The organism is Sphingomonas lacusdianchii, assembly GCF_022664395.1.
GTDB classification, from domain to species: domain Bacteria; phylum Pseudomonadota; class Alphaproteobacteria; order Sphingomonadales; family Sphingomonadaceae; genus Sphingomonas; species Sphingomonas lacusdianchii.
The window spans coordinates 11,439-32,040 of record NZ_JAKRET010000002.1; the positions used below are offsets into that span (position 1 = coordinate 11,439).

The following is a 20,602-nucleotide window of genomic DNA, read 5'->3' on the forward strand; positions in this document are numbered from 1 at the left end:
ATTGCATTGGGGAGGGTTCGATGAATCTCATGCATTCGGTATGCCACGCGGCGCTGATCGTCGCGGCAACGGTCGCGGCGCAGCCGGCACTGGCGCAGGACGCGGATCAGGTCGCGGCGCAGACGCCGCCCGGCGCGCTGACCGCCGATCAGCAGAGTGCGCCGAACGGCCCGACCAGCGAAGTCGCCCCCAGTCCCGACGATGCCGGCGAAATCATCGTCACCGCCAACAAGCGCGCCGAGAATGTGCAGAAGGTGCCGCTCGCCGTATCGGTGATCGCACCGGCGCAACTGGCCAGTGCGGGCGTGCGCAACTTTGCCGATATCGGCAAGATCGCACCGTCGCTGGTCGTTCGCCCGGCCGAACAGCCGCAAAATTCGAACATCTCGCTGCGCGGCGTCGGCACCTTCGCCTTCGGCATCGGCGTGGAATCGAGCGTGGCGGTGATGGTCGACGAAGTGCCGCTGGCGTTCCAGGCGCGCGCCTTCACCGATCTTCCCGATGTCGAACGGATCGAGGTGCTGCGCGGGCCGCAGAGCACGCTGTACGGCAAGTCGGCCTCGGCGGGCCTGATCAATCTGATCACCCGCAACCCGACCGATACGCTGCGCGTGCGTGGCAATGCGTTGCTGACCACCGACGAGGAGCGCGGGCTGAATTTCAGCGTGTCCGGCCCGGCAGGCGACAATCTGGGCTATGTCGTGTCGGCGGCCTATAACTATTGGGACGGCAATGTCCGCAACGTGGTCAATGACAAGGAGGTCAATGGCCGCGAAACGCTGAACCTGCGCGGCAAGCTGCGCTGGGAACCGACCAGCGACGCCTCGCTGACCGTCGCCGCCAATTACATCAACGGCAACAGCGACGTGGGGCGCCCGTTCCTGCGCTTCCGCCAGAATGCCCGGTTGCGCGGGATCGCCGGCCAGACGCCGGACGTGGTGCTGCCCGGGGTAACCGTCGGCCCGGACAATCAGGACATCGCCAACAACTACGATTCGCGGACCAAATATCAGGGCGGCGGCGGCTATATCCGCGGCGAGTTTGCGCTGGGCGACATGAACCTCGTCACGATCAGCTCCTATGACCGGTTCCACCTGTACGACTATCTCGACCATGACGATACGGCGGCGACGGTCGCGCAGGGCAGCAATATCCAGGTCGGCCAGTTCAAGTCCGAACAGGTGACCGAGGAAGTCCGCCTTCAGTCGCCGAGCGAACAGCCGTTCCGCTACACCATCGGCGCCTATGTCGCGGGCGTGAAGTTCGAACGGCCCTTCTTCCGCGGGCCGTCCTTCTCGCTGGCCAACTGGTATGCCACGGCGCGCTCGCGGCAGGTCGCGGGCTTCGTCCAGGCCGACTGGTCGGTGATCGACGCGCTGACGCTGACCGGCGGGGCGCGCGTGCAGAATGAACGCGTGTCCTATACCTTTGCCGACAATCTGGCGCGCACCCGCTATGCCGGCAATGCCAGCGACACGGCGGCCACCTACCGCCTCAGCGCGCGCTATGATTTCACGCCCGACATCAACGGCTTCCTGACCTATGCGACGGGGTATAAGGGGCAGACCTACGACCTGACGACCGGGTTCAACCTGAACCGTGCATCGGCAGGACCGGTCCGTCCGGAACGGTCGCGCGACAAGGAGCTCGGCATCCGCAGCCAGTGGTTCAACCGGCGCCTGACGCTGAACGCGACGCTGTTCGACACCAATTATCGCAACCTGCAGGCGCAGACGATCGAGACGCTGGCCGATGGCACCTCCAACTACCGACTGACCAATGTCGGACGGCTGAACACTAAGGGCGTCGAGGTCGAGGGTTCGTTGCGGCTGGGTGAGGATGTCAGCCTGAACGGCGCGGTCACCTATCTCGATGCGCGCTATACCAGCTTCGACGTCGCCCAATGCTATCCGCTGCAGACCGCGGCGCAGGGCTGCACCGGCACGCCGACCCGCCAGAACCTGACCGACACCCGCGTGATCCAGGCGCCGGAATGGAAGTTCAACCTGGGCGGAGATTATTCGCCCGCGCTGACCGAGAACTTGCGCGGCATTGCCCAGTTCAACTGGCAGTATCAGAGCAGCCTGTATTTCCAGCCGCGCGACCCCGAGACGTTCCAGCCTGCCTTCCACATCGTCAATATCGGGCTGGGCGTGCGTGACGAAGATCGCCGTTGGGAGGTCGTGGCGTTCGTCAACAACCTGTTCGACCAGCAATATTACGGGTCGCTGGTCAACACCGCCGGCAATTTCGGCGGCAATATCGCGACGCAGGCGGTCCTACCGCGCGATTTCCGCCGCTATGCCGGTATCCGTGCCGGCGTGAACTTCTGATCGCGGCGGCCGGGAGCGGGACCATGGCGCGCTGGAGCAGGGCGGTGGCTGGCCTCGGCATGGCGCTGGCGCTGATGGCGGCGGCAGAGCCCGACGCCCCGGCACGCCCCGGCGTCGATGCGCCCGAACTCGCGGCACTGGGACGCTATCCGATCGGTGTCGCCGATATGGTCTTCGTCCAGCGCGATCAGCTCTATCCGCTCGCCGACGGTTCCGATCCAAGGCCGGCTGATCGGCGGCTTGCGGTGAAGATCTGGTATCCGGCGGCAGCGGGTGCCGGGGGCGGCACGACCTACCGCACCGCCCTGCCCGGGGAGGACGGCCGGCCGGTCGCCTTCTCCGTGCCGGGTCTCGCCACGCCTCGATCCGCGCCGGTGCGCGGGCGATTCCCGCTGGTGATCCTGGCGCACGGCTACAGCAATACGCCCGAGATATTGTCGTGGCTGGGGGAGAATCTGGCCAGCAAGGGCTATGTCGTGGTCGCGCCGGCCTTTGCCGATCCGTCGATCACCATTCGCACGCCCGAGGCTCAGGCAGGGCCGCTGGCGCGTCGCCCGCTTGATATCGTGTTCGTCGCAGCCGAGGCGCAGCGGCGCGCCCGTGCCGGCGAAGGGCCGCTGGCTGCGGCCGATCCGGGTGCGACCGCGCTGATCGGTTATTCGATGGGCGGCTATGGCGCACTCGCGGCGGCGGGTGGGCGGCTCGCCAGCTCGCTCGGGCCTGCAACGCGGGGTGTCCTTACCCCCTATGTCGCAGACGGCGTGCAGCGCGCAGCGTTGCGCGTCGACGGGTTGAAGGCGGTGGTGGTGATCGCCCCGCCCAGCAACCTGCGCGACCGGGTACTATGGGCCGAGGACGGCATGGCATCAATCACGGCGCCGACCCTGTTCATCGTCGGCAGCCAGGACCGCGTCGTCGGCTATGATCCCGGCGTACGCACCTTGTTCGATCGAGCGAGTGCGACACGCCGCTACCTGCTGACCTTCCGCGATGCCGGGCACAGTATCGCGCTGGTCGGCGCACCGGCGGAGATGCGACGCAGCTTCTGGGATCTGGACTGGTTCGAGGACGCGGTCTGGCGCAAGGACCGGTTGCTGGCGGTGCAGACGCACTTCATCACGGCGTTTCTGGACCGCTATGTGAAAGGCGACGCCACGCGGGCTGGCTATCTCGACGGACTGGTGCCGGATTCGAGTGCGGGAAGCTGGCCGAACAGTCCTGTGGGTCGCTATGCCGGGTATAGTCCGGGCCCACCGGCCTCGACCATCTGGAAGGGGTTCCAGCCGAGCCGACGCGCCGGCCTGCTGTTCGAAGCACTCGGCCAGATCCCCCGATAGGTTCTCATACACGTCATGCGCCGACGTGGTCCGGGAGCGGCGCGTTACGCAGCATGTATTTACGTGACGGTCGCCGCCTATGACCTGTTCATCCTCAAGCGTCCGGGGGCGGATAGGAGCTATTCCGATGCCGTTCGCGTGGCGGTAGTAGAAGGACGCACGGCCGAGCGGCGACCAGGCATTGGCACGGAAGAGCAGCAAGAACGCGGCGAATGGCAGCATCCATACCAGCGCCTTGAACGGAATGTGATCGGCACAGTCCCGCAACAACAGCGGGAATTGATCGGGTGACGCTGCGCCGCTCACCAGCAGGACATCGCTGATCGCCCAGCAGATCAAACCAAGGACGCCGGTGATCCCGGCGGCGCGGACGGCGGAAAAGTTCAAGTCGCGCTTCTACGGCGTTGCGGCGGCAGGAGCGGCCCAGACGCTGTCGCGCGGCCCCGCCACGGCCCGCCGCCGGGCGGCGCGCGCCATGAAGGCGAAACCCGCCGCACCGAGGAGCGCGACCAAATCGACCAGTCGGCTCGCGCCGGCATGGCTCCAGCCTTGGGCCAGCACAGGCGACAGCAGGGTGGTGAGCGGAATGGCGGCGGTCGCCGCGGCCGCGAGCCACAGCAATTCCGATCCGCTGCGCGCTGCGCCACGTATCAGTGCCCAGAGGACGGCCACGACGAACGCCAGATAGTAGATGCGGCTATGCCATATGGCAATATCGCCCTTGTCGGCGGGAAGCCATTTGGCGGCAGCGATCGTCAGCGAGATGCCGGCGATACAGCCCAGCGGCACGCCTACGGTCAGACTCCCCAGGACGCGGGTGGTGCGGGTCTGCGTCACCGCGCCTGCCTTGCGCTCCTTGCGGCGACGGCTCTCGATCCAAAGGAGATTGCCCGAGTAGAACAGGAACGCACCGGCAAGACCCAGCAGGAAATACGACCAGCGCACGGGCGCACCACCGAAGCTGCCGAAATGCAGCGTGAAGAAGGATGTCACCGCCGCGAACCAAGGCCCCTGCCGCCCCGGCATATAGTCGGCGCCAGTAATCGCGCCGGTGCGCGTGTCGATCTCCGCCCGACCATAGGTCGGCGCGCGCATCCCATAGCGCGGATCGACGCCGGTGATGTCGCCGTGCGCACCGTCCTTTGCATCGTAGCGATAGGTGATCGAGCGAAGCGCGAAGCCGGGTGCCTGGGTCGCGATGCGCCGTTGCAGCTCGGCGGGCGACAGCGTGCCTTGCACCGCCTCGAACGCGGGCGGCAGCGCCGGCCCGGGCCGCGATGGCGCGCGCCGCTCGACCCGGGCCGCACCGACCTGATGCACCGCGCCCTGCGCGTCGTAGATCTGGTCGTGGAAGGCGAAAATGACGGCGGTAATCGCCATCACGATGTGGAACGGCAGGCTGAACAGCCCGAGCAGATTGTGCAGGTCGAGCCACATCCGCTTGACGTTCTTGCCGAAGCGTAGCGCGAACAGGTCCTTCACCAGACTGGGCAGCAGACAGATGACGCCCGAGATGATCGCCACGGCGTAGAGCAGCGAGATCACGCCCATAACCGGCATCGCCGCGCTGCGGCTGATCGGCAGGCCGACCTTCTGGTGGAGCACGTCGACGAACTCCGCGACCGGTGAGGCGTCCTGTCGGATCACCTGCAACGTGCCGGTGGGCGCCAGCGCGGCGAGGAAGGTCGGGCCGGGCGCGCGGCGGGTGCCGGTGGTCCAGCTCACCCGCGCGGGCTGATCGGGACCGGTTTCGAGATGCACGGTATAGGCCGCACGCGCGTCCGGTCGGACGCGCAGCACCTTTTCAATCAACTCGGACGTACGATCGAGCGACGGCGGGGGCGAGATGTCGGTCGGCGCGGAGGCCCAGCGGTTCAACGGCTCTGCGAACATCGTGATCGCGCCAGCGTAGAAGGCGATAAACAGCGCCAGTCCCGCGATGATGCCGACCCAGCTATGGACGTCCTTATAGGTCTTTACGATATCGGTTCGCATCGGCGATCATCCGAGAACAAGGCGAGTGGCGATGTAGAGCGCCCAAGCGAGCAGATTGGCGAACGCGAGCCAGCCCCATGCCCGCGCGCTGCTGCCGAACAGGAAACAGAGGCCGAGTATCGCGCACCAGATCGGCGACGCGAGCCACATGGCGAGTTGTCGCTGTGCGCTGAAGACGTCGTCGTCGGTCGCGCACAGGGTTGCGAAAATACAGGTCAGCGCGAGCGTGAGGGGAAAGCCGAGGATGGCGGCGGCCGATATTTTCCCGAACCAGTCGCGACTGGTGAGCGGCGGGCGGCTCATCGCGCCGCCTCGTGGTGGAACCGCCACCAGCGGACGATGGCGGGCACGATGCTCCACACCAACATGGCGCCCGTCGCCCAGGTGAAGACGGCGGTCGCCGGTCCCTGCATCGTCAGCAACAGCACCAGCGCGATCAGCAGGAGCAGCGATCCGGTCATCCGGTAAGGACGGCTGCCGGCACCATGACGTACCAGCGCCTGATGCGGCGTGCCGACATAGACACTCAATGCCCCACCGACCGTCGCAAACGCCGCGCACCACGCCGCGATCATCGTTCCGCTCCCGGAAAGGCGAAGCGGATCGCGGGAGCCATCGCCGCCAGCATGGTCGTTCCATGGGACTGGCTGGGCAGTGGCAGGAAGCGCGCCCGACCAGCGTCCCCCCTCCGATCGATCGACCGGATCAGTTCTGTCGGAGCGACGGCGGCGCCATCGCCTTCGGCGATCAATATAGGAGGCACATGCTTGGCCGTCGCGACCTCCCGCGCGATCAGGCCGTCCCCGAACCACAGCGACGGACTGACCGCCACGACGCCACCGAACATCGCCGGTCGCGTCAATGCCGCATGGAGCGCGAGCAGACCGCCGAAGCTGTGCCCCAGCAACGTCTCCCGCGAGCGATCGACCCGCCAGCGCTGGCGGACCAGTGGTTGCGCCCGCCGCTCGACGAAATCCAGAAACGCTTCGGCCCCGCCCGTGGTCATGCCGCTGGCAGGCCGGTTCGCGGGGATCGTCCAGCCCGGGGTGGCGGGCGTATAGTCGCGAGTGCGGCGCGGCAAAGGCCCGGCAGCGATCCCGACGACGATACCGTCGGAGATACCCGTCCGCGCGCCGGCGCGCGCCAGCCGACGGGCGGTCAGTGCCGCGATCGCGAAATTGTCCTCGCCGTCCAGTACATACAGGACCGGGTAGCCCGCAGGCGGCGGAGGTCCCTCCGGCCAGGCGATCATGATGCGATAGGCCTCGCCATTCTCGGCATGGACGACCTGCTCGACGCTGTTCGACAGCGTGTAGGGCGTCGCCGCTGAAGGCTCCTTCGTGACCGGCGCACCGGGCGCCGCCGACATGAGCATCACCGCCGCGAACATGCTCACCACCGGTATTGCAGCCGCAGGTTCAGCGTCCGTCCCGATCCGTAGAAACAGGCCGCAGGCGACGAGCACAGTGCGACATAGCGATGGTTGGTCAGGTTGCGCGCATTGACCGACAGGATGATGCCGCTGGCAAAGGCCTTGCGCAGGAACAGGTCGTACAAGGTGTAGCTGGGTACACGATACGCATTGACGGTATCGCCGTACGACACGCCGACATAGCGTACCCCGCCGCCCAGTCCGACTCCGCCCAGCGCGCCCTCCTCGGCAAAGCGATAGTCGGCGAACAGCGACCCCATCCAATCGGGCACCTGCGCCAGCCGGTTGCCCTGCTGCCCGGGCGCGCCGCGCGTGATCTCGCTGTCCATATAGGTGCCGGTCGCGATCATGCTGAGGCCGCCGACCAGCGTCGCCTTGCCCTCCAGCTCGATCCCCCGGATGCGGCCCTGTCCGGTCTGGACCTGGCAGGTCGTGCCCGCGCAGACATGGCTTTCGTCCGGGTCGGGACTGGCGAGGTTGTTCTGGGTAAGCTGGTACAGCGCGGCAGTGAGCAACGCGTTGCTGCCATGCGGCTGGTATTTGACGCCGGCTTCATATTGCTCGCCGGTCGTCGGCTTGAACGGCGTGCCGTCGAAATACTGGCCGGTGGTCGGCTGGAACGAGGTGGAGTAGCTCGCATAAGGCGCGATGCCGCGCGGCGAAACCCAGGTGACCCTCGCCCGCCACGTCGGTTTGTCCGCCTTGGTCAGCGTCACGGGATCGGTGGTACCGGGCGCCAGTTCGTTGACCTGATGGTTCTTTGCCCAGTCATAGCGCGCGCCCAGCGTGACATGAAGATGGCCGAGCGTGATCTGATCCTGGCCATAGGCGCCGACCTGCTCCAGCCGTGCATTCAGATGGACTTGCGGCGCAAGCGTCTGCAGGACCCTGCCGATACCCTGCGACACGGGGTTGAAGATATCGGGCATCGGCGGAACGGCCGTCGACAGGTCGCGCAGGTGCCGCCACTCGGTATCGAGCATGTCGACGCCGACCAGTACACGGTGCGCCAGCGCGCCGGTGTCGATACGACCTTCAAGCTGCGTATCCAGGCCATAGCCATCGGAATGACCAATGCCCTGCACCGCGCGACGATTGATCGTCTGCCCGTTGGCGAGCGTCCCTCCGCGCAGCACCGTTCCCTGGAACAGCGTCTCGACGCGGGTGTAGCGGCCATTCTGCCGCAGTTCGAACCGGTCGGAAAAGGCGCGGCGCAACGCGTATCCGAGCAGATACTGGTTGCGGTCATAGGTGTTGAACTGCGGTTCGCCCAGAAACGCGTCAAGGCGGATATGGCGGCCGCCTGCGCCCGGCTGCTGCGATCCGACATAGGGCAGGAACTGGAAGGTCGATCCGCCCTCGTCGCGCTGATACTGGGCCATCAGCGTGATGCTGGTGGCCGCATCGGGCACCCAGGTCAGGCTCGGCGCGATATAGTAGCGCCCGGTCTTGATCGCATCGATCTGGGCATCGCCATAGCGTGCGAGGCCGACGAGCCGCGCGCGGATCGTGCCGTCGGCGACTAGCGGCCCCGACACGTCCGCCGCGCCCTGATACTGCCATTTGCCGAGCTCGGTGAACCCGGCCCCCTGCAGCATGATCTCGCCGCGCGGTTGCGCGGTGGGGTGCTTCGTCACCAGATTGACGATACCGCCCGGCGCCACCTGCCCGAACAGCACGGCCGAGGGGCCCTTCAACACCTCGATCTGCTGGAGCGCAAAGGGATCGAAGGCCGTGCGCGTCCATTGCCCGCCCGCCGGCAGGCGAATGCCGTCGAGGAACAGATTGTCACTGAAGCTTCCCGCCGAAAAGCCGCGGACCGAAAAGCTGTCGGCGCGGCTGTCGATGCCGTCCTGCTCGGCCTGGACCCCTGCGGTATAGGCGAGCGCCTCGGTCACGCTGTGGACCGCGCGGACGTCCAGTTCCTCGCGGGTAATGACCGAGATCGACTGCGGCACCTCGATCAGCCGCGTCGTGGTCTTCGTGCCCGACGTCGCCTGGGTCTGTCCCGTCGCGGTCACGACGATATCCGTATCGCGCAGCACGTCGCCATTGTCCTGCGCCGCCACCGGCGATGCTGCCGAGGACAGCATCAATCCAATACCCCAATATATCTTCATGGGTCTCCCGCCCCCTCTGTTCGCCGTCCCCGACGGCGCATTTCCCGAAAGATTTCGAGGGGCGTCTAGTAACCCAAGATAATGCGAGTCAATCGCATTTGGTAAGTGGCTGGGATGGCTGGAAGTCTGATAAAGCCCCAGCCTTGCCGAATCGGGACGCGGCCGCAATTGCTCGCCAGCTACCTTGCGTCTGCTTCGCACCGGAAGCCGTCCGCCGCCGCTGAGCACATGATGATGACTTCGTCATAAGGACGAAGGCGCCGTGCGGCAGCTTTGTGGGTCGTATCGGGATTAGGTCACGCAATCATATTGCCAGAGCCAATCCCGATGGTGGCGAGAATCAGCAGCGCGACCCCGGAACATATCGTGGCGCGGCGTCCTTCCATTCCTTCAGCGCAAAGACCGACAGCGTTCCGAAGGTGATCGACCCCATGTCCAGCGAAAATCGCGACGGCGATGCCCTTGCGGACATCAACTTCCGCGACCGCCGCGGCCTTTTGCCCGGGGGGATCGCTGGTCTGGACCAAGCCTAAGAACCAAAGTGCGGAATTCCATGAAAATTCCGCCGGTCAGCCAGTAAATCTCCCACGACCAGCGCTGCACGCCGCGCCATTATAGCGGAAATCGATGATGAACTCGGTGATCCCCTCCGCGCGACATTAGGGTATCAGGGCGCTTCGGCGTCCATCGCCAAGTCGAGACCGGCGGCGGGCGACAATGATCCGCCGGATGCGTCAAGATGGGTAAAGGCGTCGGTCATCGTGCCGGCGTGGTCCCAGAAGGTGCCGCCATTGCCACCCGAACTCGCCGCCAGCCAGCGCGCCGTCCCGCCGACGATGCGCGTCGCATAGGCCGTGCCCGCCGGCAGGCTGACCGCATCGCCGGCGGTGACGAGGTGCGCGTCGCCATCGATCGTCACCTCCAGCGACCCGTCGAGGAGGTACAGGAACAGGTGCGTCGCCGCGTGCCGGATCGTCGGCAGCGTCGCGCCGCGCCCGCCCTCGATCACCCGCATGTCGAACAGGCCGTTGCTCTGCTCGGCACCTAGAAGTTGGGTCGACAGATGGCCACGCAACGCATGGCGTGCGCCATATCCGGCGTCGAGGAAATAGGATCGATGATCCGCCGGAAGCGCCCGGTCGGCATCGTCCATCGGGGCGGCGTCGGCATAGACGGGCGCGTCGACGCGCATGATGCGATGCTTGCCCATTGCCGGCCCCATCCGCGAAAAGTCGAACGGACGATCGGCCTCGGGCAGGCCGGTCATGCCCCATACTTCACCGGCGTCGACGAAGAACTCCTCCCATCCGCCCGGCGCGACGATGCCGAAGAAGCGGGTGCGGGGCGCGACGCTGCGATAGCTGTGCGTGTCGCCGGGGCGGACATATGCGAAATCGCCCGGCGTCAACACGCGCGACCGGTCGCCGCACCACACCTGCAACCGGCCGCGCGTGCAATACCAGGTATCATGTTCGCGTTCGTGCCAGTGCATCGGGATCGGCCCGCGATCGAGCGGCGCGTCGCATACCACCGCGCCGAAGCCCCCGGCCGTTTCCTCGACGCCGGCCAGCGTGCGGATCACCTGTCCGGCGACCAGATGCGCCGGGCCGCTCCCGTCGCGCAGGACATAGGCGGTGTTGCCGGGCAGGCGGGGGGTATGGGTCATCGCTCTCTCCTGTGATTATCGGACGAACGGGATGGCGAGCTGTGCCGCCTTGCATTCCGCCGTCTTGGGCGGGGCGATGCCCCAATGGTCGGTGCGGCCCGCAGGCCAGGTCCAGTCGTCGGGCGTGCCGACGCGGTAGCTGTCGTCGACCTGCAGCACCTCTGCGGTATATTCGACGACGAAGCCCGCCGGATCGACGAAATAGGTGAAGACATTGTCGCCGGGGCCATGCCGTCCGGGTCCCCAGCCGATCGGGAAATGGTGGTCGACCATGCGACCGGCGGCCCGCATCACGCCTTCCCAGGTCGGTAGCTGAAAGGCGACGTGGTTGAGCGTGTTGACGGGCGCGTCGGCGATCACGATCGAATGATGGTCGTCATTGGTCCGCACGAACGCCATCATCTTCGACCGGTCGGTCAACGCGAAGCCGAGCGCTTCGACGAAGAAGGCGGTATCGCGCGCCACGTCGTCGCTGTTGATGTTGACATGCGCGAGCCGTTCGGGTCGGTCGGCGGCGGCGGGAAGCGGCGGTACCATGGCGTCATGCTGCACCAGCCGCACCGTCCGGTCGCAACGATCGGCGATGATCGCCATCGTCCCGCCGCCGTGGTCGTGGGCAGGGGCAAAGGGGCGGATCAGCCGCGCACCGGCGGCCAGCGCCCGGGTCAGCAGCGCATCGCGGTCCGCGGCAGGATCGACCCGCAAGGTCGTCGACCGGATCGCGGAGGCTTCGCCGGCATGAAGCGCCACCACGTGCGGATCGCTACCGGTCGCGCGCAGCCATGCCGATGTGGCGCTGCGTTCGGCTAGGGTCAGGCCCCAGATGCGCGAATAGAAATCCACCGCCGCGCCGAGGTCGGCAACGACGAGGTCGACGCTGCGCAGCGCGGTGACCGGGAAACGGGCCATGGTTCCTCTCCGACGCCGCGTCATCGCGGTCTATCCTCTCCTATTGCACCCGACTTTGCGATGTAAAATAATAGATACCTAGACATGTATAGGTATGGACTATGATCGACCCCCGCCTGCTTCGAACGTTCCTGGCGGTCTGTCGCGAGGGGTCGATCAGCGGCGCGGCGCGTCGGCTCAACATATCGCAGCCATCGGTGTCGGTCGCGATCGGCCAGCTCGAACACGCATTGGGCGGCAGCCTGTTCGATCGTGGACGCCGCGGCATCGTGCTGACCGCCGCCGGCATCGCCCTGTTCGAGCGATCGGAACGCATGGACGCCCTGCTGCGCGAAGCCGAAGAGGCGGTGAAGCTGGCGCGCCATGGCGTGGCCGGACCGCTGCGCATCGGCGGGACGCCCGGCGCGCTGGTCAGCCTGGTTCCGGCGGCGCTGGGGCGGATGGAGCAGGGCGGCCATGTCGCGGTCCATGTGCTTGAAGGATCGGACGCGCATCTCGCCGACCTGTTGCGACGTGGCGAGATCGAGGTGGCGGTGGTGACGACCGGTATCGAGCCGCCGCCCGAGGATATTTCCGAACGCAGTATCGCGCGGGATCCCTTCGCCCTGATCGTGGGCCGTGCGCACGACTCGCTGGGGCCGAGCGTCGCATTGCCGGAGATCGCCGGGATGCCGTGGGTGTTGCCCCATGCCGGTGGCGCCTTCCGTCGTCAGATCGAGGCCCTGTTCCTGTCGGCGGAGGTGCCGTTGCCGCTGAACGTCATTCGGTGCGATTCGCTGCTGACGTCGAAGGAGATCGTCCGGCGGAGCGAGCGGGTGACGGTCCTGCCGCGCGGCGTGGTCGCTGCCGAACTGTCGATGGGGCTGTTGCGGGCATTGCCGATCGAAGGCGCGGAGATCACCCGCAATATCGGCATCCGTATGCTTGCCGATCGATCGCTGTCCGATATCGGCGAGGCGTTCGTCGACGCGATGCTCAAGGGTATCTGATGCATAGGTAATTCCTATGCCGATCGAAAAATCCAGTATTTTACAATATTGATGATCGCCCGGATGAAGGACCCGACCGCCGAAACAGGCGGCATGAGAGGACCTGATCGATGGCGTGCCATTCCCGTCCATGCCCCGTTTGCACGACGTCGCCGCGATGAGCAGCGCCGCGTATGACGTGGCGGTGATCGGATGCGGTCCGGTCGGTGCGCTTGCCGCCAACATCGCCGCCACCGCGGGCCTGCGCGTCCTGGTGATCGACCGTGCCGACGGACCGCACCCCCTGCCGCGCGCGGTGCATCTGGATCACGAAATGATGCGCCTGTTCCAGTCGGTCGGGCTGGACGCCGTGCTCGCCCCGGCGATGCGGGAGACCGAAGGGCATCTGCATATCGGCGCGGATCATGGCGTCATCCGCTATATGGGCACGGCGGGACGTCCCAAGCCGTTCGGTTGGGCCAACGACTATTTCTTCTACCAGCCCGAACTCGAAGCGCTTCTGCGCGACGGACTGGCGCGGTTCGACGGCGTGACGCTGCGCAACGGTACCGAACTGACCGGGTTCGAACAGGATGCGGACGGGGTCACGCTGCACCTCGATCATCGCGGCACGACCGATCGGGTGCGGGCACGCTGGGTCATCGCCTGCGACGGCGCGCGCAGCATGGTGCGCAAGACGCTCGGCATCGCGCTCGACGACCTGCATTTCGAGGAGCCGTGGCTGGTCGTCGATGCCGAAGTCGACGCGCCGGTCCGCTTTCCGGCGCTGACCGGCGTGCCCGAAGGCGCCGATCTGCAACAGCTGTCGGTGATGATGTGCGATCCGGCCCGCCCGGCGACGATCGTGCCCGGGCGCGGTACCATCCGCCGTTGGGAATTCATGCTGCTGCCGGGCGAGGACGAGGCGGCGATGACCCGTCCGGACGTCGTCGCCGGGCTGCTTGCCCCCTATCTCGACGGGGTGCCGCACCGGTTGCTGCGCGCGGCGACCTATCGGTTCCATGGCCTGATCGCCGAACGCTGGCGCGCGGGTCGCGTGTTCCTCGCCGGGGATGCCGCGCATCAGACGCCGCCATTCTTCGGGCAGGGCATGTGCCACGGGATGCGCGATGTCGCCAATCTGATGTGGAAGCTGGCACTGGTGATCGGCGACCAGGCGGACCCGCGCCTGCTCGACAGCTATCAGGTCGAACGCGACCCGCATGTCCGCGCCGTCGTGTCCGCCGCGGTTGAGGCGGGGCGGTACATCTGCGAACTCGATCCGGTGCGTGCGGCCGAACGGGACGTCGCGATGCGCGAGCGGGCACGCAGCGGGGCGACCGGCACCGCCGCCGACCTTATCCCGGCCTATCGCGCGGGTATCGTCGCGAACGGGACGGCGGGGGCGGGCGAGCGCTTCGTTCAGCCGCGCGTCGCGAACGGCGCGTTGCTCGACGGCGTGACCGGATCCGGGTGGCGGCTGGTCGCAATCGACAGCGTCGCCGCGGACGCGGCGCGGCCAGCCGTCGCCGCCGCCGGCGTGCCAATGACGCTGGTCGATGCCGCGACGATCGGCGACGACGGCACGCTCGCCCGCTGGTTGCAGGCGCGCGCCGCCCGGTTCGTGCTGGTGCGTCCCGACGCCTATGTGTTCGGCACGTCCGATGGCGATGCTGCCGCGCTGATCGCGCGGATGCACGATGCGCTCGGCCTGCGCATGGCGGTGGTGGCATGAAGCTCGCCGCCGCCCGGGTCGCACTCGACGCCACGCTCGCCGCTGTCCGCGACCTGCCGATCGCCGCGATCGTGCTGGACGCGGGCGGTCATCCCGTCGCCTTCGCCCGACAGGACGGTGCCAGCCTGTTCCGGCACGACATCGCCCGGGCCAAGGCGCTGGGCGCGATCGGCATGGGACAGGACAGCGCCGGGATCGCCGAACGGGCGCGCGCCAACCCGGCTTTCTTCACCAGTGTCGCGGTCGCGACCGGTGGCGCGCTGGCGCTGTCGGCGGGCGGCGTGCTGATCCGCGATGCCGATGGCGCCATCCTCGGCGCGATCGGGGTCAGCGGCGATACCCCCGCTATCGACGCGGCCTGCGCACAGGCGGGCGTCGCCGCCTTTCACGGAGATCGATAATGGCATTCGTCAGCTTCCGCCGCACCGACGGCACCACCGGTTTCGGCCGCCTGCACGGCGACGATATCGCCGATTGCAGCGCGGTGCCGGGCGCGCCGCCGACCCTGAAGGCCGCGATCGCGGCGGGGGCGCTCGAAAGCCTTGCCGACGGGCCGTTGCTGCCGGCGCGCGACATCTTGCTGCTGCCGGTCATCCCCGATCCGGGCAAGATCATGTGCGTCGGGCATAATTATGAAACCCACCGGCAGGAGACCGGCCGTGCCAAGGTCGATTATCCGTCGATCTTCCTGCGCTTTGCCGACACCCTGATCGCCGATCGCCAGCCGATCCTGCGGCCGCGCGTGTCGACCAGCCTCGATTTCGAAGGCGAGCTGGCGGTGGTGATCGGGCGCGGCGGGCGGGCGATCGCCGAGGACGACGCCCTGGCGCATGTCGCGGGCTATGCCTGTTTCAACGACGCATCGGTGCGCGACTGGCAATGGCATACGACCCAGTTCGCGCCGGGCAAGAATTTCCCCGGCACCGGTGCCTTCGGGCCCAGGCTGGTAACGCCGGCCGAGGCGGGCGACCTGAACGACGTGCGCGTCGTCACCCGGCTGAACGACGTCGTGGTCCAGGATCAGCCGATCCGCGACATGCTGTTCCCGATCGCGCGGATCATCGCCTATGTCTCGACCTTCACGGCCCTGTCGCCCGGCGACGTGATCGCAACGGGCACCCCCGGCGGCGTCGGCGCGAAGCGCAATCCCCCGCTGTGGATGCAGTCCGGTGACCGTGTCGAAGTGTCGATCGGCCCGGTCGGTACGCTGACCAACCATGTCGTGGACGAGGCCGACGCGGCCTGATCCACGCACGACAACGAAAAGATATGGGAGAGGAACAGTGAGCAAGATGATCGCAACGCTGGTGTGCAGCGTCAGTGTCCTGGCCGTCGCAGTCCCGGCATGGGCGCAGGACGCAGCCCCCGCCGCACCGACTGCCACCGACGCCCAGACCGAATCCGAAGGCGAAATCGTCGTCACCGCACAGCGTCGTTCCGAACGCGTGACCAAGGTGCCGATCTCGATCACCGTTGCCGACCAGTCGCAGCTGGAGCGGCAGCAGGTCAACAACCTCAACGATCTGAACCGTATCGCTCCGGCACTGGAAATCCAGCAGGCGCCCGCGCAGAACACCGGCGGCGGCGGCGCGATCCGCGGCATCGGCACCCAGAGCTTTTCGCCCGGCGCGACCGCATCGGTCGGCGTCGTCGTCGATCAGGTGAGCCAGGGCAACGCCAACATCGCCGACCTGTTCGACGTCGCCCGGATCGAGGTGCTGAAGGGGCCGCAGGGCACGTTGTTCGGCCTGACCACCTCGGCGGGCGTCATCAACATCACGACCAACGCGCCGGACCCCGGCGGTTACAGTGCACGGGTGCGGACCGAATTGTCCGACGCGGGAACGCTCGGGTCGGCCTATGGCCAGCAGATCGTGCAGAGCGTGGTCAACGTGCCGATCAGCGCCGACAGCGCGGTTCGCGTGTCGGGCATGATGAACCGGCGGCAGGGGCCGGCCCGCAATCTCGTCACCGACGACCTGAACAGCGTCAACCGCTACGCGCTGCGCGGCAGGTTCCTGTGGGACGTCACGCCCGACCTGACGCTCAACGTCATTGGCGACTGGTTCAAGAGCACGTCGCAGAATGGCGGCGACTTCTTCACCTTCATCAGCAACACCGCCGCCAACAACACGCTGCTGGCACGCTGCGGCATCGTCCCGGGCGAAGGCAATCGCGACTTCTGCATCGCCAACGAATTCGCGTCGCAGGTAAAGGGCTATGGCGGGTCGGCGCAGCTCGATTACGATGCCGGGCCGTTCGTGCTGACGTCGATCACCGCATTCCGCAACACCGACACGATATCGCTGGGCGGCAACATCTATCGCGCCGACCCGATCGTGGCCGAACTGCGATCGGGTCCGACCAGCGGGCGTATCCGGCTGTTCACGCAGGAGTTCCGCATGGCTTCCGCGCCGGGCGGGTTCCTGAACTATACCGCTGGCGCGTTCTTCTCGCGCCAGCGTACCGTGACCGAGCCCGAGCGGTTCTCGATCACGCTGCGGCCGGCACCGGGTGTACGTATCCCGTTGGTCAACACACCGGGTGCGCAGAACGATGTGAAGGACGATTCGCTCTCGGTGTTCGGGGAGGCGACGTTGAACCTCGCGCCGGTGTTCCGTGTCATTGCCGGTGGCCGCTATACCAGCGGGCGCCTGTCGCTCGACCGGACCGATGCGGCGACGCGGGCACTGACGCGGCAGGTGCTGAACGTGGACGAAATCTCGTATCGCGTCGGCGCGCAGTTCGACCTGAACCCGCGCACCATGGCCTATGCGACGGTATCGCGCGGGTTCAAGGGCGGGCAGATCGCGGTGCCCACTGCGCCCGCGCTCCCCTATGTCGTGCTACCCGAAATCCCGATGAATTATGAAGGCGGGATCAAGACCACGCTGTTCCGTGGCCTCGTCGCGGATCTCAGCGTCTTCTACCAGGACATCGGTAACTATCAGGGGCAGCAATGCTCGGTGAACCCGGCGACCGCCCAACTCATCTGCGCCCAGACCAATATCGATGGCGTGAAGTCGCGCGGGGCGGAGATCAACCTGTTCGGGCGGGTGACCAGCAACCTGTCGCTGAACGGCGGCTTCGCCTATACCAAGGCGACCTATCCCGACGGGTTCATCGGCACCGACGGTAGTGGACTGGGCGGCGAGCAGCTGGCCTATGCGCCGCGCTACAAGGGGACGGTTTCGGGCGAATATGAGCATCCGGTCACGTCGAGCGTGAATGCGTTCATCGCCGGCGACGGTATCTGGAAATCGCGGGTCCGGTTCCAGAATTCGCTGAACGCCGCAGAGACGTTCCGCCCGCACTGGATCGTCGGCGGCCGGGTGGGCGTGCGGACCGGGGATGACCGCTTCTCCGCCGCGATCTTTGCCCGCAACCTGTTCGACGTGCATGAACCCGCATTGCTGCAAAGCAATTTCGGTGGTGGCGTCGGTGCGATCTATGGCCCGCAGGCGTTCCGGCAGGTCGGCCTGCAACTCGACGCTCGGTTCTGATGCCGGGGTCGGGATCAGGCGCGATCGCCGCGCTGGGCGATGCGATCGGACCGGACGTGCTTGCCGCCGTGCAGGCGATGTACGCGCCGGAACAGGCGCGCATCGCCGCCGACGTGCCGGTCGCGGCTTCCGACCTGCGCTACGGCGACGACGAACGCCACACGCTCGACCTGTACCGTCCGGGGGAGGGGGGCGGAGCGGCCCCCGTCCTGCTGTTCGTGCATGGCGGCGGGTTCGTACGCGGCGACAAGCGCAGCCCCGACGATCCTTTCAACGCGCATGTCGGGCGCTGGGCCGCGCGGCACGGCATGATCGGGGCGGTGATGAACTATCGCCGCGCGCCCGACCATGGCTGGCCGGCGGGCGGTGCGGATGTGGCAGCGGCCATCGACTGGTTGCATCGAAACGTCGCCGATCATGGCGGCGATCCGGCGCGGATCGTGGCGATGGGCACATCGGCCGGCGCGGTGCATGTCGCTACCGCGTTGATGCTGCGTGGCGCGACGCTGGGCGCGGCGGCGGCGGTACTGCTGTCGGGCCTGTATGGTCATACCCCTATCGATGCGCGCGATGCGCTCTATTATGGCGATGCGACGGACTATGGCGCGCGGATGCCGCGCGACGCGGTGGCGGCGGCGACGCTGCCCATGTTCGTCGCCTGCGCGCAATATGACCCGCCCCGGTTCCAGCGGGAGACGATCGGGCTGCTCGCCGACCGTCTCGAACGGCACGGCACGCTGCCACCCGCTACGATCCTGTCAGGGCACAACCATTACAGTCTCGCCATGCATCTCGGCACCGCCGATACCCGGCTCAGCGATGCGATCCTCGCCTTCCTCGTCGACAACGCCATTGTGGAGCGAACCTGATGCCGATCGATGTCCGGACCGCGCGCGCTGCCCGCAATCGCCGCCTGCGCTCGACCCTGCTGGCGATGGTCGCGATGGCCGCTAGCGGCGCGGCCCCGGCTGCAACGGACGGCGCGCCCGCCGCTGTCGAGGTGAATGTCCAGCGGCTGCCCCGTATCGGTTCGGTCAGCGACCGGTTCCAGTCCTACACCATCGAGATGCTGGAGGTGATCGGTGGCAAGTTCTGGAAGCCCTATGACGCTCCCTCGATCGTAGCGCAGGGTTCGTCGCCTGCGACCGCATCGCGCGCGGACATGTACGCCTATCGGCCGCCGATCGACCTCGACAACCGGCGGTTGCGGCTGATGGCAAGGGCGCTCGGGCCGGCCTATCTGCGGGTAAGCGGAACCTGGGCGAACGGTGTCTATTTCGCCGGACCCGGCGAGACCGTCGCCCAGCCGCCCGCCGGCTTCACCGGAGTGTTGACCGCTGCCCAATGGCGCAAGGTCATCGACTTCGCGCATGCCGTCGATGCGTCGCTCGTCACCTCCTTTGCGATCAGCGACGGTACGCGCGATGGCAAGGGCCTATGGACCCCGCAACAGGCGCGGCGCCTTCTGGACTATACTCGGGCGATCGGCGGGCGGATCGCCGCCGCCGAATTCATGAACGAGCCGTCGATGGCCGGGATCGGCGGCGCGCCGAAGGGCTATTCCGCCGCCGACTATGCGCGCGATGCCGGCATCTTCGCGAAGTTCATGCGTGCCGAGGCGCCGGGCACGATGATCCTCGGGCCGGGTTCCGCCACCGAAACGCCGGGGCCATGGGGTATTCCGGCGACGCTGCCGGGCAGCATCGCGACCGAAGCGATGCTGCAGGCGGGGACGCCCGACATCGACGCCTTTTCCTACCATCATTATGGCGCGGCGTCGCAGCGTTGCGCGGCCATGCACATGCCGCAGACGCGGCTGGAGGATGCGCTGTCCGAACAATGGCTGGCGCGTACCGGGCAGACCCGGCAATTCTACGCTGCGCTGCGCGACCGGTTCGCGCCTGGAAAGCCGTTGTGGATGACCGAGGGGGCCGATGCGGCCTGTGGCGGCAATCCGTGGGGCGGCAGCTTCATCGACAGTTTCCGGTACCTCGATCAGCTCGGCCGGCTCGCGCGCGACGGGGTCGATGTCGTGTTCCACAACACGCTGGCGGCCGGCAACTACAGCCTGCTCGATCCGGAAACGCTCAAACCGAAGCCGAACTACTGGGCGGCGCTGTTGTGGCGCCGGACCATGGGCCGCATCGTGCTCGACAGCGGGCTGCCGCTGCGCGAAGGGCTGCACGCCTATGCCCATTGCGCGACCGGCGGTCGGGGTGCGGTCGCGGTGTTGCTCATCAACAACGATCCGACCCGCCCGACTTTCGTGCGTTTCGGCGTGCCGATCGTCACCTATACGCTGACGCAGGCCGGCGGGTCGCCATTCGATGTCGCACTGAACGGCCGGCTGCTAAGCCTTGGAAAAGGGGACGCTTTGCCGACGTTATCGGGCCGCCGTCACGGTTCGGGGCAACTGCAACTTCTTCCCCAAAGCATTACATTCATCACCACCCCCACCACCCAAAACCCCTCCTGCCGATCCTGACCCGGCGGATCGGGCGTGGCCATCGATTCCATAGGCACAACCTATGTCGATCGCAAAATCCCATATTTTACAATATTGCTGGGGGCGGGGGATAAGCGTTCGACCGCCGGGACAGGCGG

18 protein-coding genes are annotated in these 20,602 nt (G+C 67.0%); 10 read left to right on the forward strand and 8 right to left on the reverse strand.

Annotation, left to right across the window (positions count from 1 at the left end; all coding sequences use genetic code 11):
• Positions 1-20: 20 nt before the first annotated feature.
• The 3 genes from MF607_RS02675 (at position 21) to MF607_RS02685 (ending at position 3,961) form a co-directional block, all read left to right on the forward strand.
• Positions 21-2,333: a TonB-dependent receptor domain-containing protein gene (locus MF607_RS02675; protein WP_242115932.1), complete on the forward strand. Its 2,313-nt coding sequence runs from the start codon at positions 21-23 to the stop codon at positions 2,331-2,333.
• A gap of 23 nt (positions 2,334-2,356) precedes the next feature.
• Complete coding sequence (locus tag MF607_RS02680) at positions 2,357-3,670, forward strand: alpha/beta hydrolase family protein (RefSeq protein ID WP_242115933.1); 1,314 nt, start codon at positions 2,357-2,359, stop codon at positions 3,668-3,670.
• A gap of 63 nt (positions 3,671-3,733) precedes the next feature.
• Positions 3,734-3,961 carry a hypothetical protein gene (locus MF607_RS02685; protein WP_242115934.1) on the forward strand — a complete coding sequence of 76 codons (228 nt, stop codon included), beginning with the start codon at positions 3,734-3,736 and terminating at the stop codon, positions 3,959-3,961.
• 105 nt (positions 3,962-4,066) lie between these two features.
• On the opposite strand, the gene MF607_RS02690 is transcribed toward MF607_RS02685, so the two are convergent.
• The 8 genes from MF607_RS02690 to MF607_RS02725 all read right to left on the reverse strand — a co-directional run bounded on the left by MF607_RS02690 (position 4,067) and on the right by MF607_RS02725 (position 11,792).
• A complete protein-coding gene (locus tag MF607_RS02690) occupies positions 4,067-5,665 on the reverse strand; it encodes a PepSY-associated TM helix domain-containing protein (RefSeq protein WP_242115935.1) in 1,599 nt (532 codons plus the stop codon).
• 6 nt (positions 5,666-5,671) lie between these two features.
• A complete protein-coding gene (locus MF607_RS02695) occupies positions 5,672-5,968 on the reverse strand; it encodes a hypothetical protein (protein WP_242115936.1) in 297 nt (98 codons plus the stop codon).
• Entirely contained in the window at positions 5,965-6,240 is a 276-nt protein-coding gene (locus MF607_RS02700) for a hypothetical protein (protein ID WP_242115937.1), read from the reverse strand. The genes MF607_RS02695 and MF607_RS02700 overlap by 4 nt, the downstream gene beginning before the upstream one ends.
• On the reverse strand, positions 6,237-7,055 hold the full coding sequence (locus MF607_RS02705) for an alpha/beta hydrolase (protein WP_242116434.1): 819 nt from the start codon (positions 7,053-7,055) through the stop codon (positions 6,237-6,239). Before MF607_RS02705 ends, MF607_RS02700 begins: the two co-directional genes overlap by 4 nt.
• 2 nt (positions 7,056-7,057) lie before the next feature.
• Entirely contained in the window at positions 7,058-9,217 is a 2,160-nt protein-coding gene (locus MF607_RS02710; RefSeq protein ID WP_242115938.1) for a TonB-dependent siderophore receptor, read from the reverse strand.
• A gap of 296 nt (positions 9,218-9,513) precedes the next feature.
• Positions 9,514-9,744, reverse strand: coding sequence for a hypothetical protein (locus tag MF607_RS02715; RefSeq protein ID WP_242115939.1), 231 nt, complete (start codon positions 9,742-9,744; stop codon positions 9,514-9,516).
• 140 nt (positions 9,745-9,884) lie between these two features.
• Positions 9,885-10,883 carry a cupin domain-containing protein gene (locus MF607_RS02720; RefSeq protein ID WP_242115940.1) on the reverse strand — a complete coding sequence of 333 codons (999 nt, stop codon included), beginning with the start codon at positions 10,881-10,883 and terminating at the stop codon, positions 9,885-9,887.
• A 15-nt stretch (positions 10,884-10,898) separates the two neighbouring features.
• Positions 10,899-11,792 carry a VOC family protein gene (locus tag MF607_RS02725; RefSeq protein ID WP_242115941.1) on the reverse strand — a complete coding sequence of 298 codons (894 nt, stop codon included), beginning with the start codon at positions 11,790-11,792 and terminating at the stop codon, positions 10,899-10,901.
• Between the two features lie 101 nt (positions 11,793-11,893).
• Here MF607_RS02725 and MF607_RS02730 point away from each other — a divergent pair, with 101 nt between their 5' ends.
• From MF607_RS02730 to MF607_RS02760, 7 genes are all read left to right on the forward strand, one after another.
• On the forward strand, positions 11,894-12,781 hold the full coding sequence (locus tag MF607_RS02730; protein WP_242115942.1) for a LysR family transcriptional regulator: 888 nt from the start codon (positions 11,894-11,896) through the stop codon (positions 12,779-12,781).
• Between the two features lie 157 nt (positions 12,782-12,938).
• Positions 12,939-14,495 (forward strand): bifunctional 3-(3-hydroxy-phenyl)propionate/3-hydroxycinnamic acid hydroxylase, encoded by a 1,557-nt coding sequence (locus tag MF607_RS02735; RefSeq protein ID WP_242115943.1) that lies wholly within the window; start codon positions 12,939-12,941, stop codon positions 14,493-14,495.
• Positions 14,492-14,896 carry a GlcG/HbpS family heme-binding protein gene (locus MF607_RS02740; protein ID WP_242115944.1) on the forward strand — a complete coding sequence of 135 codons (405 nt, stop codon included), beginning with the start codon at positions 14,492-14,494 and terminating at the stop codon, positions 14,894-14,896. Before MF607_RS02735 ends, MF607_RS02740 begins: the two co-directional genes overlap by 4 nt.
• Positions 14,896-15,741, forward strand: a complete 846-nt coding sequence (locus tag MF607_RS02745; protein ID WP_242115945.1) for a fumarylacetoacetate hydrolase family protein — start codon at positions 14,896-14,898, stop codon at positions 15,739-15,741. The genes MF607_RS02740 and MF607_RS02745 overlap by 1 nt, the downstream gene beginning before the upstream one ends.
• Before the next feature lie 46 nt (positions 15,742-15,787).
• On the forward strand, positions 15,788-17,998 hold the full coding sequence (locus MF607_RS02750; RefSeq protein ID WP_242116435.1) for a TonB-dependent receptor: 2,211 nt from the start codon (positions 15,788-15,790) through the stop codon (positions 17,996-17,998).
• On the forward strand, positions 17,998-18,867 hold the full coding sequence (locus MF607_RS02755) for an alpha/beta hydrolase (RefSeq protein WP_242115946.1): 870 nt from the start codon (positions 17,998-18,000) through the stop codon (positions 18,865-18,867). The genes MF607_RS02750 and MF607_RS02755 overlap by 1 nt, the downstream gene beginning before the upstream one ends.
• Positions 18,867-20,483, forward strand: coding sequence for a glycosyl hydrolase family 79 N-terminal domain-containing protein (locus MF607_RS02760; protein ID WP_242115947.1), 1,617 nt, complete (start codon positions 18,867-18,869; stop codon positions 20,481-20,483). Before MF607_RS02755 ends, MF607_RS02760 begins: the two co-directional genes overlap by 1 nt.
• Positions 20,484-20,602 lie beyond the last annotated feature (119 nt).

What these genes read in the sequence shown, in the direction of transcription:
- MF607_RS02675 (WP_242115932.1), top strand. Translation starts at nt 21, where the DNA reads ATGAATCTCATGCATTCGGTATGCCACGCGGCGCTGATCGTCGCGGCA.
- MF607_RS02680 (WP_242115933.1), top strand. Translation starts at nt 2,357, where the DNA reads ATGGCGCGCTGGAGCAGGGCGGTGGCTGGCCTCGGCATGGCGCTGGCG.
- MF607_RS02690 (WP_242115935.1), bottom strand. Translation starts at nt 5,665, where the DNA reads ATGCGAACCGATATCGTAAAGACCTATAAGGACGTCCATAGCTGGGTC.
- MF607_RS02695 (WP_242115936.1), bottom strand. Translation starts at nt 5,968, where the DNA reads ATGAGCCGCCCGCCGCTCACCAGTCGCGACTGGTTCGGGAAAATATCG.
- MF607_RS02700 (WP_242115937.1), bottom strand. Translation starts at nt 6,240, where the DNA reads ATGATCGCGGCGTGGTGCGCGGCGTTTGCGACGGTCGGTGGGGCATTG.
- MF607_RS02705 (WP_242116434.1), bottom strand. Translation starts at nt 7,055, where the DNA reads ATGTTCGCGGCGGTGATGCTCATGTCGGCGGCGCCCGGTGCGCCGGTC.
- MF607_RS02710 (WP_242115938.1), bottom strand. Translation starts at nt 9,217, where the DNA reads ATGAAGATATATTGGGGTATTGGATTGATGCTGTCCTCGGCAGCATCG.
- MF607_RS02720 (WP_242115940.1), bottom strand. Translation starts at nt 10,883, where the DNA reads ATGACCCATACCCCCCGCCTGCCCGGCAACACCGCCTATGTCCTGCGC.
- MF607_RS02725 (WP_242115941.1), bottom strand. Translation starts at nt 11,792, where the DNA reads ATGGCCCGTTTCCCGGTCACCGCGCTGCGCAGCGTCGACCTCGTCGTT.
- MF607_RS02730 (WP_242115942.1), top strand. Translation starts at nt 11,894, where the DNA reads ATGATCGACCCCCGCCTGCTTCGAACGTTCCTGGCGGTCTGTCGCGAG.
- MF607_RS02735 (WP_242115943.1), top strand. Translation starts at nt 12,939, where the DNA reads ATGAGCAGCGCCGCGTATGACGTGGCGGTGATCGGATGCGGTCCGGTC.
- MF607_RS02740 (WP_242115944.1), top strand. Translation starts at nt 14,492, where the DNA reads ATGAAGCTCGCCGCCGCCCGGGTCGCACTCGACGCCACGCTCGCCGCT.
- MF607_RS02745 (WP_242115945.1), top strand. Translation starts at nt 14,896, where the DNA reads ATGGCATTCGTCAGCTTCCGCCGCACCGACGGCACCACCGGTTTCGGC.
- MF607_RS02750 (WP_242116435.1), top strand. Translation starts at nt 15,788, where the DNA reads ATGATCGCAACGCTGGTGTGCAGCGTCAGTGTCCTGGCCGTCGCAGTC.
- MF607_RS02755 (WP_242115946.1), top strand. Translation starts at nt 17,998, where the DNA reads ATGCCGGGGTCGGGATCAGGCGCGATCGCCGCGCTGGGCGATGCGATC.
- MF607_RS02760 (WP_242115947.1), top strand. Translation starts at nt 18,867, where the DNA reads ATGCCGATCGATGTCCGGACCGCGCGCGCTGCCCGCAATCGCCGCCTG.